The organism is Fictibacillus barbaricus (assembly GCF_031457135.1).
GTDB lineage: Bacteria > Bacillota > Bacilli > Bacillales > Fictibacillaceae > Fictibacillus > Fictibacillus barbaricus_A.
The window spans coordinates 22,435-38,922 of sequence record NZ_JAVDWA010000011.1 but is presented as its reverse complement, the minus strand read 5'-3'; the positions used below and the strand labels follow the sequence as shown (position 1 = coordinate 38,922).

The 16,488-nt window shown below is 42.5% G+C and carries 14 protein-coding genes; all 14 read left to right on the top strand.

The window, feature by feature from the left end; genetic code table 11:
* The first annotated feature begins 241 nt into the window (after positions 1–241).
* The 14 genes from rpoB to rplV all read left to right on the top strand — a co-directional run bounded on the left by rpoB (position 242) and on the right by rplV (position 16,488).
* Positions 242–3,784: a DNA-directed RNA polymerase subunit beta gene (rpoB, locus tag J2X07_RS18710; protein WP_310262347.1), complete on the top strand. Its 3,543-nt coding sequence runs from the start codon at positions 242–244 to the stop codon at positions 3,782–3,784.
* A 29-nt stretch (positions 3,785–3,813) separates the two neighbouring features.
* Positions 3,814–7,437 carry a DNA-directed RNA polymerase subunit beta' gene (rpoC, locus tag J2X07_RS18705; RefSeq protein WP_310262344.1) on the top strand — a complete coding sequence of 1,208 codons (3,624 nt, stop codon included), beginning with the start codon at positions 3,814–3,816 and terminating at the stop codon, positions 7,435–7,437.
* An 84-nt stretch (positions 7,438–7,521) separates the two neighbouring features.
* On the top strand, positions 7,522–7,770 hold the full coding sequence (locus J2X07_RS18700; protein ID WP_077365502.1) for a 50S ribosomal protein L7ae-like protein: 249 nt from the start codon (positions 7,522–7,524) through the stop codon (positions 7,768–7,770).
* Between the two features lie 120 nt (positions 7,771–7,890).
* Positions 7,891–8,313, top strand: coding sequence for a 30S ribosomal protein S12 (rpsL, locus tag J2X07_RS18695; protein WP_310262339.1), 423 nt, complete (start codon positions 7,891–7,893; stop codon positions 8,311–8,313).
* 46 nt (positions 8,314–8,359) lie between these two features.
* Complete coding sequence (rpsG, locus tag J2X07_RS18690) at positions 8,360–8,830, top strand: 30S ribosomal protein S7 (RefSeq protein ID WP_310262335.1); 471 nt, start codon at positions 8,360–8,362, stop codon at positions 8,828–8,830.
* Between the two features lie 73 nt (positions 8,831–8,903).
* Positions 8,904–10,982, top strand: coding sequence for an elongation factor G (fusA, locus tag J2X07_RS18685; RefSeq protein ID WP_310262333.1), 2,079 nt, complete (start codon positions 8,904–8,906; stop codon positions 10,980–10,982).
* 115 nt (positions 10,983–11,097) lie between these two features.
* Positions 11,098–12,288, top strand: coding sequence for an elongation factor Tu (gene tuf / locus J2X07_RS18680; protein WP_310262330.1), 1,191 nt, complete (start codon positions 11,098–11,100; stop codon positions 12,286–12,288).
* 720 nt (positions 12,289–13,008) lie between these two features.
* A complete protein-coding gene (rpsJ, locus tag J2X07_RS18675) occupies positions 13,009–13,317 on the top strand; it encodes a 30S ribosomal protein S10 (RefSeq protein ID WP_053356198.1) in 309 nt (102 codons plus the stop codon).
* Between the two features lie 49 nt (positions 13,318–13,366).
* Entirely contained in the window at positions 13,367–14,005 is a 639-nt protein-coding gene (rplC, locus tag J2X07_RS18670) for a 50S ribosomal protein L3 (RefSeq protein ID WP_310262326.1), read from the top strand.
* 17 nt (positions 14,006–14,022) lie between these two features.
* Entirely contained in the window at positions 14,023–14,646 is a 624-nt protein-coding gene (rplD, locus tag J2X07_RS18665; protein ID WP_310262324.1) for a 50S ribosomal protein L4, read from the top strand.
* Positions 14,646–14,933 (top strand): 50S ribosomal protein L23, encoded by a 288-nt coding sequence (gene rplW, locus J2X07_RS18660; protein ID WP_310262320.1) that lies wholly within the window; start codon positions 14,646–14,648, stop codon positions 14,931–14,933. Before rplD ends, rplW begins: the two co-directional genes overlap by 1 nt.
* 28 nt (positions 14,934–14,961) lie before the next feature.
* Positions 14,962–15,792, top strand: a complete 831-nt coding sequence (gene rplB / locus J2X07_RS18655; protein WP_310262317.1) for a 50S ribosomal protein L2 — start codon at positions 14,962–14,964, stop codon at positions 15,790–15,792.
* A 56-nt stretch (positions 15,793–15,848) separates the two neighbouring features.
* The gene (gene rpsS, locus J2X07_RS18650) at positions 15,849–16,127 is read left to right on the top strand and encodes a 30S ribosomal protein S19 (RefSeq protein ID WP_310262315.1); all 279 of its coding nucleotides are present in this window, start codon (positions 15,849–15,851) and stop codon (positions 16,125–16,127) included.
* A gap of 19 nt (positions 16,128–16,146) precedes the next feature.
* The gene (rplV, locus tag J2X07_RS18645; protein WP_066237948.1) at positions 16,147–16,488 is read left to right on the top strand and encodes a 50S ribosomal protein L22; all 342 of its coding nucleotides are present in this window, start codon (positions 16,147–16,149) and stop codon (positions 16,486–16,488) included.

Genomic DNA, 16,488 nt, shown 5'->3' with positions numbered 1-16,488 from the left:
TTCCTGCTTATTTTTCGTGGTAAGCGAAAAAACGTTGATAAATCAACGTTTTTTACTCATGTTTAGACGTATAAAGTGCGAAAAAGTTGGACAAAATTATATAATCAGCATTATCAAAATAGGAAAACTGCGGTTTTAAATTTATGAAACCCTTTTTCTTTTTGTTTTCTTATATTCTTACTAGAATATTAGAAAGAAATAAAAAACACGAAAAAAACGCTGGATTTGAGGGGTGAAGCAGTTGACAGGTCAACTAGTTCAGTTTGGACGCCACCGCCAACGAAGAAGTTATGCAAGGATTAGCGAAGTGCTTGAATTACCAAACTTAATTGAAATTCAAACCGCTTCCTATCAATGGTTTCTTGATGAGGGGTTACGTGAAATGTTCCGAGACATTTCGCCGATTGAAGATTTTACAGGCAACCTCGTTTTAGAGTTTATTGATTATAACCTAGGTGAGCCGAAGTATCCTGTAGATGAATCAAAAGAGCGCGATGTTACTTACGCTGCTCCGCTTCGTGTGAAAGTGCGTCTGATCAATAAAGAGACGGGCGAAGTAAAAGAGCAGGAAGTATTTATGGGAGATTTCCCGTTAATGACAGATACGGGAACCTTTGTGATCAACGGGGCAGAGCGTGTTATTGTATCACAGCTCGTTCGTTCACCAAGTGTTTACTATAGTGAGAAAATAGACAAAAACGGTAAAAAAGGTTTTACCGCTACTGTCATTCCAAACCGCGGTGCTTGGCTTGAGTTTGAAACAGATGCCAAGGACGTAGTTTATGTGCGTATCGACCGCACAAGGAAAATCCCGATTACCGTATTGCTTCGTGCTTTAGGGTTTGGGTCTGATCAAGAAATCATTGATTTGCTTGGAGAAGACGAGTATCTGCGCAATACGCTGGATAAGGATAATACAGAAGGTACAGAAAAAGCCCTTCTCGAAATCTATGAACGTCTTCGTCCGGGAGAGCCTCCAACAGTAGATAATGCAAAAAGTTTATTAGATTCACGTTTCTTTGATCCGAAACGCTATGACTTAGCAAACGTTGGACGTTATAAAATCAATAAAAAGCTTCATATAAAGAATCGTCTATTCAACCAAAAGTTAGCGGAAACTTTAGTGGACGCTGAAACTGGTGAAGTTATTGCAGAAGAAGGCACTTTGCTGGACCGCAGAACTTTAGACAAAATCATTCCTGCTCTTGAGAGCGGTGTAGGTTTTAAAACGGTTACTCCTGCAGGCGGAGTAGCAGAAGATCAGGATATTTCCTTACAATCTATTAAAATCTATGCGCCGGATGATCAAGAAGGCGAAAGAGTGATTAATGTTATCGGTAATGGTTTTGTTGATAAAGAAATCAAAAACATTACGATTTCAGATATCATCGCTTCAATTAACTACTTCTTTAACTTACTGCATCAAGTAGGTAATACAGATGATATTGACCATCTTGGGAACCGTCGTTTGCGTTCTGTTGGTGAGCTTCTGCAAAACCAATTCAGAATCGGACTTTCCAGAATGGAACGCGTAGTCCGCGAACGTATGTCTATTCAAGACACGAACGCGATTACACCGCAAGCATTAATTAATATCCGTCCTGTTATTGCTTCAATTAAAGAGTTCTTCGGAAGCTCTCAGCTTTCACAGTTCATGGATCAAACGAACCCGCTTGCAGAATTGACGCACAAACGCCGTCTTTCCGCACTAGGGCCAGGTGGTCTTACACGTGAACGTGCTGGCTTTGAAGTTCGTGACGTTCACTATTCCCACTATGGGCGTATGTGTCCGATCGAAACACCGGAGGGTCCAAACATCGGTTTGATCAACTCGCTTTCCAGTTTTGCGAAAGTGAATCAGTATGGATTTATTGAAACGCCATACCGACGCGTTGATCCTGATACAGGCAATGTAACAAGCCGAATTGATTACTTGACTGCCGATGAAGAAGATTTATATGTAGTTGCACAGGCGAACTCACTGCTTGGTGAGAACGGTGAATTCTTAAATGAAGACGTAATCGCTCGTTTCCGTGGAGACAACACAGTTGTAAAACGTGACCGCATCGATTATATGGATGTATCTCCAAAACAGGTTGTATCTGCTGCGACAGCGTGTATCCCGTTCTTGGAAAACGATGACTCCAACCGTGCCCTAATGGGAGCGAACATGCAACGTCAGGCTGTACCTCTGCTTGTTCCTGAATCACCGATTGTTGGTACAGGAATGGAACACGTTTCCGCAAAAGACTCCGGAGCTGCAGTTATCTGTAAGCACGAAGGAATTGTAGAGCGTGTAACAGCAAAACAAGTAAAAGTACGCCGTATTAAAGAAGTAGATGGCAAGGAAGTTTCTGGCGACCTTGACACTTACAACATGCTTAAATTTATTCGTTCCAACCAAGGAACGTGTTATAACCAGCGTCCGATTGTTTCTGCTGGAGACCGTGTAACAAAAGGAGAAATCCTTGCAGACGGACCTTCAATGGAAAAAGGTGAACTTGCTCTAGGACGTAACGTTCTCGTTGCATTCATGACATGGGAAGGTTACAACTACGAGGATGCTGTCATCATGAGCGAACGTCTTGTAAAAGACGATGTGTACACTTCTATTCATATTGAAGAGTATGAGTCAGAAGCACGTGACACGAAGCTTGGACCGGAAGAAATCACGCGTGATATTCCTAACGTTGGTGAGGATGCATTACGCAATCTGGATGAGCGTGGAATTATCCGCGTTGGTGCAGAAGTTAAAGATGGCGACATCTTAGTAGGTAAAGTAACTCCTAAGGGTGTTACAGAGCTTACTGCAGAAGAACGTCTATTGCATGCGATCTTCGGAGAAAAAGCACGTGAAGTGCGTGATACTTCATTGCGAGTACCTCACGGCGGCGATGGTATTGTATTGGATGTAAAAGTATTTAACCGTGAAGACGGCGATGAACTTCCTCCTGGTGTTAACCAGCTCGTTCGTGCATATATCGTGCAAAAGCGTAAGATTCACGAAGGGGATAAAATGGCAGGACGTCACGGTAATAAAGGTGTAATTTCTAAAATTATGCCAGAAGAAGATATGCCATATCTTCCAGATGGAACACCAGTTGACATCATGTTAAACCCGCTAGGGGTACCTTCCCGTATGAACATCGGTCAGGTATTGGAACTTCATCTTGGAATGGCTGCACGTCAGCTTGGAATTCACGTTGCAACACCGGTATTCGATGGTGCGCGTGAGGAAGATGTATGGTCAACGATCGAAGAAGCCGGAATGGCTCGCGATGGTAAAACGGTACTTTATGATGGACGTTCAGGTACTGCTTTTGATAACCGAGTTTCAGTTGGTGTCATGTATATGATCAAACTTGCTCACATGGTTGACGATAAGCTGCATGCTCGTTCTACTGGACCATACTCACTTGTTACACAGCAGCCGCTTGGTGGTAAAGCACAATTCGGTGGTCAGCGTTTCGGGGAGATGGAAGTTTGGGCGCTTGAAGCATATGGCGCTGCATACACACTTCAGGAAATTCTTACGGTCAAGTCGGATGACGTTGTCGGCCGTGTGAAAACGTACGAAGCCATTGTTAAAGGTGAAAACGTTCCTGAGCCAGGTGTTCCAGAATCGTTTAAGGTATTAATTAAAGAACTTCAATCTCTAGGAATGGACGTTAAAATCTGTTCTGGAGACGACAAGGAAATTGAAATGAGAGAGCTTGATGATGAAGACGATCAGGCAAGCGAGAAATTAAATCTAAATCTTGAGTCTTATACTGCACATGACTAAAACAGGATATCAAAAGGGAGGTACGCTCCTTGATAGATGTAAATAATTTTGAATATATGAAAATTGGTCTTGCTTCACCGGATAAGATCCGGTCGTGGTCAAGAGGGGAAGTAAAGAAACCTGAAACAATCAACTACCGTACACTTAAGCCTGAAAAAGACGGCTTGTTCTGCGAAAGAATTTTCGGTCCTACTAAAGACTGGGAATGTCATTGCGGAAAGTATAAGCGCGTCCGTTATAAAGGTGTCGTTTGTGACCGATGTGGTGTAGAAGTAACAAGAGCAAAAGTTCGACGTGACCGTATGGGTCACATCGAGCTTGCTGCTCCGGTTTCCCACATTTGGTATTTCAAAGGAATTCCAAGCCGTATGGGTCTTGTTTTGGATATGTCTCCAAGAGCGCTAGAGGAAGTTATCTACTTTGCATCTTACGTTGTTACAGATACAGGTGATACTCCGCTCGAAAAGAAACAGCTGCTTTCTGAAAAAGAATTCCGCACATACCGTGAAAAGTATGGAAAAGGATTTTCTGCCCAAATGGGTGCAGAAGCAATTAAGCGTCTTTTAGAAGATATCGATGCTGAAAAAGAAGTTGAAGCTCTAAAAGAAGAGCTGAAAACGGCTCAAGGACAGCGTCGTACACGCGCGATTAAACGATTAGAAGTACTTGAAGCATTCCGTCACTCTGGCAACAAAGCGGATTGGATGATTCTTGAAGTGCTACCGGTTATCCCGCCGGAATTGCGTCCGATGGTTCAGCTGGATGGCGGACGTTTCGCCACTTCTGACTTGAATGACCTATACCGCCGTGTAATCAACCGTAACAACCGTTTGAAGCGTCTATTAGATCTTGGTGCTCCTAACATTATCGTTCAAAATGAAAAACGTATGCTACAAGAAGCGGTCGATGCTTTAATCGACAATGGTCGCCGTGGCCGTCCGGTGACAGGACCAGGAAACCGTCCGCTTAAATCTCTTTCACATATGCTGAAAGGGAAACAAGGGCGTTTCCGTCAAAACTTGCTAGGTAAACGTGTTGACTACTCTGGCCGTTCGGTTATCGTTGTAGGACCGAACTTGAAGATGTACCAATGTGGTTTGCCTAAAGAAATGGCACTTGAATTGTTTAAGCCGTTTGTTATGAAAGAACTCGTATCAAAAGGACTAGCACATAACATTAAGAGTGCTAAACGCAAAGTAGAACGTGTTCAGCCTGAAGTTTGGGATGTTCTTGAAGAAGTTATTCGCGAGCACCCAGTTCTGCTAAACCGTGCACCTACACTTCACAGACTTGGAATTCAAGCATTTGAACCAACACTTGTTGAAGGTCGCGCTATCCGTCTTCACCCGCTCGTATGTACAGCTTATAACGCTGACTTTGACGGTGACCAAATGGCGGTTCACGTACCTTTATCAGCTGAAGCGCAAGCTGAAGCTCGTATTCTTATGCTTGCTGCCCAAAACATCTTGAACCCTAAAGATGGTAAGCCGGTAGTAACACCTTCACAGGATATGGTATTAGGTAACTATTACCTGACTTTAGAACGTGCAGGAGCTATTGGTGAAGGTTCTGTGTTTAAAGATATCAATGAAGCAATTATTGCTTACGAAAACGGATACGTTCACTTGCATACAAGAATTGCAGTGCCTGTTTCCACTTTAAATAAAGAATCCTTTACGGAAGAACAGCAATCAAAACTTCTTATGACAACAGTAGGTAAATTGTTATTCAATGAAATCCTGCCGCCGTCATTCCCATACATTAACGAGCCGACTACTTCGAACCTTCAAGTAGAAACACCTGAGAAATATTTCTTAGACCCGGCTGCTGATGTAAAAGAAGAAATCGCAAAATGCGAGGAGATTGTTCCTTTCAAGAAAGGTATTCTCGGTAAGATTATCGCTGAGATCTTCAAGCGCTTTAAAATTACCGAAACCTCTATCATGCTTGACCGCATGAAAGAATTAGGATTTAAATATTCTACGCGTGCGGGTATAACGATCGGTGTTTCCGATATCGTAGTATTACCTGAAAAGCAGGAAATCCTTGCTGAAGCGGAAGAAAAAGTAGTAAACGTAACAAAGCAATTCAGACGTGGTCTAATCACAGAAGAAGAGCGTTACGAGCGTGTTATCAATATTTGGAGTGCTTCTAAAGACGTGATTCAAAATAAATTGATGGGTACACTTGATAAGCGTAACCCGATCTTTATGATGAGTGACTCTGGTGCCCGTGGTAACGCATCTAACTTTACACAGCTTGCTGGTATGCGTGGTTTGATGGCCAACCCGGCTGGTAAAATTATCGAGCTTCCAATCAAATCAAGTTTCCGTGAAGGTCTAACAGTACTCGAGTACTTTATCTCTACTCACGGAGCGCGTAAAGGTCTTGCCGATACAGCTCTTAAAACAGCTGACTCAGGTTACCTGACTCGTCGTTTGGTTGACGTAGCTCAAGACGTAATCGTCCGTGAAGATGATTGTGGAACGGATAGAGGCTTAGAAGTTGCAGCTATTAAAGAAGGCAACGAAGTAATCGAACCGCTGCATGAGCGTCTAATCGGCCGTGTAGCCTTTAAAAAGGTTTATCACCCAGAAACAAATGAAATTTTAGTAGATGTAAACGAATTAGTTACAGAAGATATGGCTGCTTACATTGAAGAAGTCGGCGTAAAAGCTGTAACGATTCGTTCAGTATTTACTTGTGATACTCGTCATGGTGTTTGTAAAAAATGTTATGGACGTAACCTTGCAACTGGATCTGATGTTGAAGTCGGAGAAGCAGTTGGTATTATCGCAGCTCAATCCATCGGTGAACCAGGTACACAGCTTACAATGCGTACCTTCCATACAGGTGGGGTAGCCGGTGATGATATCACACAAGGTCTTCCGCGTATCCAAGAATTGTTTGAAGCCCGTAATCCTAAAGGTCAAGCTGTTATTTCCGAGCTTGTCGGTACGGTTGTCGGCGTAAACGATGCAAAAGATAAGCGTGAAGTGGTTGTACAAGGTGAAATCGAATCTAGATCTTACACAATCCCATTCGGTGCCCGTATTAAGGTAGTGGAAGGCGATAAAGTAGTTGCAGGTCAAGTATTGACTGAAGGTTCGATTGACCCGAAAGAACTTATTAAAGTTCGCGGTGCAGAAGGCGTTCAAGAATACCTATTGCGTGAGGTACAGAAAGTTTACCGTATGCAAGGGGTAGAAATTGGAGATAAGCACGTTGAAGTAATGGTTCGCCAAATGCTTCGTAAAGTGCGTATCATCGATTCTGGAGATTCTAAAGTTCTTCCGGGAGCCCTTATGGACATTCATGCCTTTACGGATGTTAACCGCAGTGTGCTTCTTGAAGGCGGGACACCAGCAACTGGCCGTCCAGTACTTCTTGGTATTACGAAAGCATCTCTTGAAACAGAATCGTTCCTATCTGCTGCATCGTTCCAGGAAACAACGAGAGTTCTTACTGATGCTGCCATTAAAGGTAAGCGTGACGAATTGCTTGGACTCAAGGAAAACGTTATTATCGGTAAGCTGATCCCGGCTGGTACTGGAATGAACCGCTACAGAAAAATCGGAATTAATTCTCCGGTAGTAGAAGAAGAGAACAATGAAGAGGCAGAATTGCCTACAGAACTTGTTTCTCAAGATTAATAAATGAAATGTTGACATCGGGAGCCCATCGGTGATATTATTACGGATGTGCTCCTAAGAATTGTTACTTTGGAGGATATTTGTATGTCTTATGAAAAAGTGACACAGGCTTCTGAAATTATCGTAGGTACTAAGCAAACAATCAAAGCTTTACAGAACGGCGAAGTCAAAGAACTAGTCGTGGCGGAAGATGCCGATTTTCGTGTGACGAGCAAAGTATTGCAGATCGCTGAAGAAAAGCAAGTTCCAATTGTGAAGGTTGATTCTATGAAAAAGCTTGGCAAAGCATGCGGTATAGATGTCGGAGCCGCAACTGTTGCGATAAAAGGATAATATATATGTTTTTGCGCGTGGAGCAAGTCAGCACCGCTCTAAATGCGCAAAAACTTTCTTTTGTCCCAAAATGAACCGCCCGGGTCGGTGGTATTACATGAAAAGAGAGGAGGAAAACAAATGCCTACAATTAACCAACTAGTTCGCAAAGGTCGCGTTTCTAAAATCAAGAAATCTGACTCTCCTGCTTTGAACAAAGGTTATAACAGCTTCAAAAAGTCCCAAACTAACGTTACTTCTCCGCAAAAGCGTGGAGTTTGTACACGTGTTGGTACTATGACTCCTAAGAAGCCGAACTCAGCGCTTCGTAAATATGCGCGTGTTCGCTTAACAAACGGAATCGAAGTTACAGCTTACATTCCTGGTATCGGCCACAACCTTCAAGAGCACAGTGTTGTTCTTATCCGTGGAGGACGTGTAAAGGATTTACCAGGGGTACGTTACCACATCGTTCGTGGTGCTCTTGATACGGCTGGTGTAAACAACCGTATGCAAGGTCGTTCTAAATACGGAACGAAGCGTCCTAAAGCTGCTAAGAAATAATATCGTATGATAAATAAAAAATAATGATCTGAAAGGAGGGGACCACATGCCACGTAAAGGACCTGTTACTCGTCGTGATGTGTTACCTGATCCAATTTACAAGTCTAAGCTTGTTACTCGTCTAATCAACAAAATTATGATTGACGGTAAGAGAGGGGTAGCTCAAACAATCTTGTACAATGCGTTCGACCTTGTTAAAGAACGTACAAACCAAGATCCTATGGAAGTGTTTGAACAAGCTCTTAAAAATATCATGCCAGTTCTAGAAGTACGTGCACGCCGTGTTGGTGGTGCTAACTATCAAGTGCCTGTAGAAGTTCGCCCAGAGCGCCGTTCTACATTAGGACTTCGTTGGTTAACAAACTATGCTCGACTTCGCGGAGAAAAGACAATGGAAGAACGTCTTGCGAATGAAATCATGGATGCTGCAAACAACACAGGAGCTTCTGTTAAGAAGCGTGAAGATATGCACAAAATGGCTGAAGCGAACAAAGCGTTTGCTCACTACCGCTGGTAAAATAATAGGGACAGTTATTATGACTGTCTCTAAAAACTATAAATATTCCTTTTAATAGGAAGGAGAGAATTTCATGGCTAGAGAATTCTCCTTAAAAAATACTCGTAATATCGGTATCATGGCTCACATCGATGCTGGTAAAACAACGACTACTGAGCGTGTACTTTACTATACTGGCCGTATCCACAAAATTGGTGAAACTCATGAAGGAGCTTCACAAATGGACTGGATGGAGCAGGAACAAGAGCGCGGAATCACAATTACTTCCGCTGCAACTACTGCTCAATGGAAAGGTCACCGTGTCAACATCATTGATACACCAGGTCACGTAGACTTTACAGTTGAAGTAGAACGTTCATTACGTGTATTAGACGGAGCGGTTGCTTTACTTGATGCACAATCAGGTGTTGAACCACAAACAGAAACAGTATGGCGTCAAGCGACTACTTACGGAGTTCCCCGTGTAGTATTCGTAAACAAAATGGACAAGATTGGTGCAGACTTCTTATATTCTGTAAAAACCATTCATGACCGCCTTGGTGCTAACGCACATCCGATCCAATTACCGATCGGTGCTGAAGACCAATTCGAAGCAATCATCGACTTAGTTGAGATGAATGCAGTATTCTACAGTAATGACCTTGGTACTGATATCGAAGTTCGTGACATCCCGGAAGAACACATGCCATTAGCTGAAGAATACCGTGGTAAATTAATTGAAGCGGTAGCTGAACTTGACGAAGAAATGATGATGAAGTACTTAGAGGGCGAAGAAATTACGAAGGAAGAACTTAAAGAAGGTATCCGTAAAGGTACTTGTAATGTTGAGTTCTACCCAGTAATGTGTGGATCTGCATTTAAGAACAAAGGTGTTCAGCTTATGCTAGACGCTGTTCTTGATTACCTTCCATCGCCAGTTGATGTACCTGCAATCAAAGGTACTCTTCCAGATTCAGAAGATGAAGTAACTCGTGAATCAAGTGACGAAGCACCATTCTCTGCACTTGCATTTAAAGTTATGACTGACCCTTATGTTGGTAAGTTAACATTCTTCCGTGTTTACTCTGGTACATTAAACTCAGGATCATACGTACAGAACTCAACTAAAGGAAAGCGCGAGCGTGTTGGACGTATCCTTCAAATGCACGCAAACTCCCGTGAAGAGATTTCTATCGTATACGCTGGAGATATCGCAGCTGCTGTAGGTCTTAAAGACACTACAACTGGTGATACACTATGTGACGAGAAGAGCCTTGTTATCTTAGAATCAATGGTGTTCCCAGAGCCAGTTATCTCACTATCTATCGAGCCTAAGTCTAAAGCAGACCAAGACAAGATGGGTATGGCGCTTGCTAAGCTTGCTGAAGAAGATCCAACATTCCGTACTGAAACAAACGAAGAAACTGGACAAACGATCATCGCAGGTATGGGTGAACTTCACCTTGATATCCTAGTTGACCGTATGCGCCGTGAATTTAAGGTAGAAGCTAACGTGGGTGCTCCTCAGGTTGCTTACCGTGAAACAATTCGCCAAGCTGCTAAAGTTGAAGGTAAATTCGTTCGTCAGTCTGGTGGTCGTGGACAATACGGTCACGTTTGGATTGAATTCGAGCCAGGTGAAGAAGGATCTGGATTCGTATTTGAAAACAAAATCGTTGGTGGGGCAGTTCCTCGTGAATACATCCCTGCAGTTCAATCTGGTATTGAAGAATCAATGAAAAACGGAATGCTTGCTGGGTTCCCATTATTGGACCTTAAAGCTCGTATCGTTGATGGATCTTACCATGATGTTGACTCCAACGAAATGGCGTTTAAAATTGCCGGTTCAATGGCTCTTAAAAACGCAAAATCAAAGTGTGACCCTGCAATTCTTGAGCCGATCATGAAAGTTGAAGTTACGGTTCCTGAAGAGTACATGGGTGACATCATGGGTGACGTAACTTCTCGTCGTGGACGTGTTGAAGGTATGGAAGCTCGTGGTAATGCACAAATCGTTAAAGCGATGGTTCCACTTTCTGAGATGTTCGGATACGCAACTAGCTTGCGTTCACGTACTCAAGGACGCGGTACTTACTCAATGCACTTCGATCACTACGAAGAAGTACCTAAGTCAATCTCTGAAGAAATCATCAAAAAAGCATCTGGAGCTTAATCTCTCCGGTTGTAAGAAATCAAGTTTTCATGTAATCTAAAATAGGCAGTAAGAACTGTCTGTTTTAAATAAAAAAACTACTATATGTAACCATATTTAAGGAGGAATCTTTCTCATGGGTAAAGAGAAATTTGATCGTTCCAAAACGCATGCTAATATTGGTACTATTGGTCACGTTGACCATGGTAAAACAACTTTAACAGCTGCTATCTCTACTGTTCTTGCAAAGAAAAACGGTAAAGGTATCGCTATGGCTTATGACCAAATCGATGGTGCTCCAGAAGAGCGCGAACGTGGAATCACAATCTCAACTGCACACGTTGAGTATGAAACTGATTCTCGTCACTATGCACACGTAGACTGCCCAGGACATGCTGACTATGTTAAAAACATGATCACTGGTGCAGCACAAATGGATGGTGGGATCCTAGTAGTATCTGCTGCTGACGGCCCAATGCCACAAACTCGTGAGCACATCCTTCTTTCTCGTCAAGTAGGTGTACCTTACCTTGTTGTATTCATGAACAAGTGTGACATGGTAGATGACGAAGAACTTCTTGAGCTAGTAGAAATGGAAGTTCGTGACCTTCTTTCTGATTATGACTTCCCTGGTGATGACATTCCAGTTATCAAAGGTTCTGCTCTTAAAGCTCTTGAAGGAGACGCTGAGTGGGAAGCTAAAATTCTTGAATTAATGGATGCAGTTGACTCTTATATCCCAACTCCTCCACGTGACGTTGATAAGCCATTCATGATGCCAGTTGAGGATGTATTCTCAATCACTGGCCGTGGTACAGTTGCTACTGGACGTGTTGAGCGTGGACAAGTTAAAGTTGGTGACGTAGTTGAGATCCTTGGTCTTACTGAAGAGCCAAAATCAACTACTGTAACAGGTGTTGAAATGTTCCGTAAGCTTCTTGATTATGCTGAAGCTGGTGACAACATTGGTGCACTTCTTCGTGGGGTTTCCCGTGATGATGTTGAGCGTGGACAAGTTCTTGCTAAGCCAGGTACTGTTAAAGCTCACACTAACTTCACATCAGAAGTTTATGTTCTTTCAAAAGAAGAGGGTGGACGTCACACTCCATTCTTCTCTAACTACCGTCCTCAGTTCTACTTCCGTACAACTGACGTAACTGGTATCATCCAACTTCCTGAAGGCGTTGAAATGGTAATGCCTGGTGATAACGTTGAGATGACTATCGAACTAATCGCTCCAATCGCAATCGAAGAAGGAACAAAGTTCTCTATTCGTGAAGGTGGACGTACAGTTGGTGCAGGTGTAGTTGCAACAATCACTAAGTAATCTTATTACTTTAATAAAAGCACTCTCCATTGGAGGGTGCTTTTTTATAGTTAAAAATGCAAATGCACTGCTGCGGTTTGTCGAGTTTTGTCAGCTCGGGAGTATATAGTGAAAAGTCGGTGGATTATAGAGCAAGTTCGGTGGATTATGGTTCAAGTCCGTTGAATTATAATTAAAACTCGGTGAATTATCTCAATTTACTGTTCGAGAACAGCTGGTTGTTGCCCGCACCATGATAAAACTTACGTATATATATGATATTCTCGCGCTAAATTTGTAAAACCTCAGGAAATCGTCCTCAACTCACACGAAATTTTCTAAATATACTCGCGAAAAACAAATTCTAATAATCAGCACCTCGATCTCACATTCTGACCAGCTGTTATACCAATGAATAACCGCATCGATTATTAAATAAAATTCCATTAAAACTTACCGGTATTACCTCGTATTTTCAAACCTGCAATTTGAACAAAATTCCTGTTGAAATAGCCACTATAACTCTCTATAATAGAAAAAGTGCGATTGCGCAATAAATATACAAATAAAACTTGCATTAGGCGTTGATTTTCTCTATAATGAGTAATGTTGGTCATTCACTGCGATGATCCGGAAGGTTGCTGACACACTAGGCCCCTTTGCCATGGCTGGTGATATCAGGTTAAATTTCCGCGGAGCAATGTCTGTTTATCAAAATAGGCGAATAAAGGAGGGAAAAAAATGGCAAAGCAAAAGATTCGTATCCGTTTAAAGGCGTATGATCACAGAATTCTGGATCAATCAGCTGAAAAAATCGTAGAAACTGCTAAGCGTTCAGGTGCAAAGGTATCAGGTCCAATCCCACTACCTACTGAGAAAGCTATTTACACAATCCTGCGTGCGGTTCATAAGTACAAGGATTCTCGTGAGCAGTTCGAAATGCGTACACACAAGCGCTTGATCGATATCATCGAGCCAACACCACAAACTGTTGATTCATTAATGCGTTTGGATCTACCGTCTGGTGTAGACATCGAAATTAAACTATAATTTCATGATTGCTTTATATAATTTTACTTATTAATAGGAGGTGTGACGAATGACCAAAGGAATCTTAGGTAAGAAAATTGGTATGACTCAAGTTTTCGCTGAAAACGGTGATTTAATTCCAGTTACTGTAGTAGAAGTAACTCCTAACGTTGTTCTTCAAAAGAAATCCGCAGAGAACGATGGCTACGAAGCTATCCAACTTGGATTTGACGATAGAAAAGAATCCCGTACTAACAAGCCGCAAACAGGTCATGCAGCAAAAGCTAGCACTAGCCCTAAGCGCTACGTTAAAGAATTCCGTAATGTTGATGTTGCGGGATACGAAGTTGGTCAGGAAGTCAAGGTTGATATTTTTGCAGAAGGTGAAGCTGTAGACGTTACTGGAACATCTAAAGGAAAAGGTTTCCAAGGTGTTATCAAGCGTCACGGACAATCACGCGGGCCAATGAGCCACGGTTCCCGTTATCACCGTCGTCCTGGTTCAATGGGTGCAGTTGACCCTAACCGTGTTTTCAAAGGGAAAGCATTGCCTGGACGTACTGGTGGAGATACAGTAACTGTACAAAACCTTGAAGTTGTTAAGGTTGATACAGAGCGTAATCTTCTATTGATCAAAGGTAACGTACCTGGAGCGAAAAAGAGCTACGTTACAATTAACTCTGCTGTTAAAGCAAAGGATGCTAAATAAGGAAGGAGGACAATCTGATGCCAAAAGTAGCATTATTTAAACAAGATGGTACTCAAGCTGGCGATATCGAATTAAACGAATCCGTTTTCGGTATTGAACCAAATAAAAGCGTGCTTTTCGACGCTGTTATTATGCAGCAAGCATCACAGCGCCAAGGAACGCACGATGTAAAGAATCGTTCTGAAGTTGCTGGTGGTGGACGCAAGCCTTGGAAACAGAAAGGTACTGGACGTGCTCGTCAAGGATCTATCCGTTCTCCACAATGGGTTGGCGGTGGAGTGGTTTTCGGACCAACACCAAGAAGCTATTCATACAAACTTCCTAAGAAGGTTCGCCGTTTAGCTATTAAATCAGCGCTATCTTCTAAGGTTATTGATAACGATTTAATCGTTTTAGAAGCACTTGCTTTTGATGCGCCTAAAACAAAGGACATGATGCAAGTACTTTCAAATCTATCCGCAGATCGCAAAGCACTAGTTGTTACAGCAGACTACAATGACTATGTTGCATTATCTGCTCGAAACATCCCTGGCGTAACAGTAGTTACGGCAAACGGCGTTAGTGTTCTTGACGTGTTAAACCACGACAAGCTTCTTATGACTAAAGACGCTGTGGAAAAAGTAGGGGAGGTGCTCGCATAATGGAAGCTCGTGATGTGATTAAGCGCCCCGTTATTACAGAGCGTTCAACTGAAATAATGGCTGACAAAAAATATACATTCGAAGTTGATACTCGTGCTACTAAGACTCAAATCAAAGGCGCACTAGAAGAAATCTTCGGTGTTAAAATTCAATCTGTAAACACTGCTACTTACAAAGGTAAGTTCAAGCGTGTAGGCCGTCATACTGGTTATACGTCTAAGCGTAAAAAAGCAGTAGTAACATTAACTCCAGAAAGCAAAGAACTCGACTTTTTTGAAGGAGTTTAAAAAGAACTCGTAAAGGAGGGAAATTACGATGGGTATTAAAAAGTTTAAACCGACAACAAACGGTCGTCGTGGAATGTCTCAGCTTGACTTTGCTGAAATCACAACTGACCAGCCAGAAAAATCCTTGCTTGCTCCTGTTACCAGAAAAGGTGGACGTAACAACCAAGGTAAACTAACTGTTCGTCATCAAGGTGGTGGACACAAGCGTAAGTATCGTATCATCGATTTCAAACGTAACAAAGATGGAATACCAGGTCGCGTTGCTACAATCGAATACGATCCAAACCGTACAGCTAACATCGCTCTTATCCACTATGCAGATGGTGAGAAGCGTTATATCTTAGCTCCTAAAGGAATTAAAGTAGGACAAGAAATTCTGTCCGGAACTACAGCTGATATCAAAGTAGGTAACTCACTTCCATTAGCTAACATTCCTGTAGGTACTACAATTCACAACATCGAACTTAAGCCTGGTAAAGGTGGACAGCTAGCTCGTTCAGCTGGTGCTGAAGCTCAACTTCTTGGTAAAGAAGAGAGATATGCTCTAGTTCGTCTAGGTTCTGGTGAAGTTCGCATGATCCTTCTTACTTGCCGTGCAACAATCGGTCAAGTTGGTAACTTGGAACACGAACTTGTAAACGTTGGTAAAGCAGGTCGTTCTCGTTGGAAGGGTATCCGCCCAACAGTTCGTGGTTCTGTAATGAACCCTAACGATCACCCGCACGGTGGTGGTGAAGGCCGCGCTCCAATCGGACGTAAATCGCCAATGTCTCCATGGGGTAAACCTACTCTTGGTTACAAAACGCGTAAGAAAAACAGCCAAACTGACAAGTACATTGTACGTCGTCGCAAAAAATAATGTGATTGTCCTACGGTTCAAACGAGCCGTAGCGCAAACACAAAGGAGGTTCTCAAATGAGTCGCAGTTTGAAAAAAGGGCCTTTTGTAGATGACCACTTGATGAAAAAGGTCGAGGCGCTTAACGAATCTAACGACAAGAAAGTTGTTAAAACTTGGTCTCGTCGTTCTACGATCTTCCCTGACTTCATCGGTCACACAATCGCTGTTTATGATGGTCGTAAACATGTGCCAGTATACTGTACAGAAGATATGGTCGGACACAAGTTGGGTGAATTTGCACCAACTCGTACTTACAAAGGCCATGCAGCTGATGATAAGAAAACTAGACGTTAATTGAGGGGAGGTACACAAAATGGAAGCAAAAGCAATTGCTAAACAAGTGCGTATTGCTCCTCGTAAAGCTCGCATCGTAATCGACTTGATTCGAGGTAAGCAAGTAGGTGAGGCACTTGCGATTCTACGTTTGACGCCTAAAGCAGCTTCTCCTGTAATTGAAAAGGTGCTTAAGTCTGCTATTGCAAACGCAGAACACAACTATGAAATGGAACCGAACAACTTAGTGATTAAGCAAGCGTTCGTTGATGAAGGTATTACTCTTAAAAGATTCCGTCCACGTGCGATGGGTCGAGCAAGCCGTATCAACAAACGTACTAGCCACATCACAATCGTTGTTTCTGAAAAGAAGGAGGGTTAA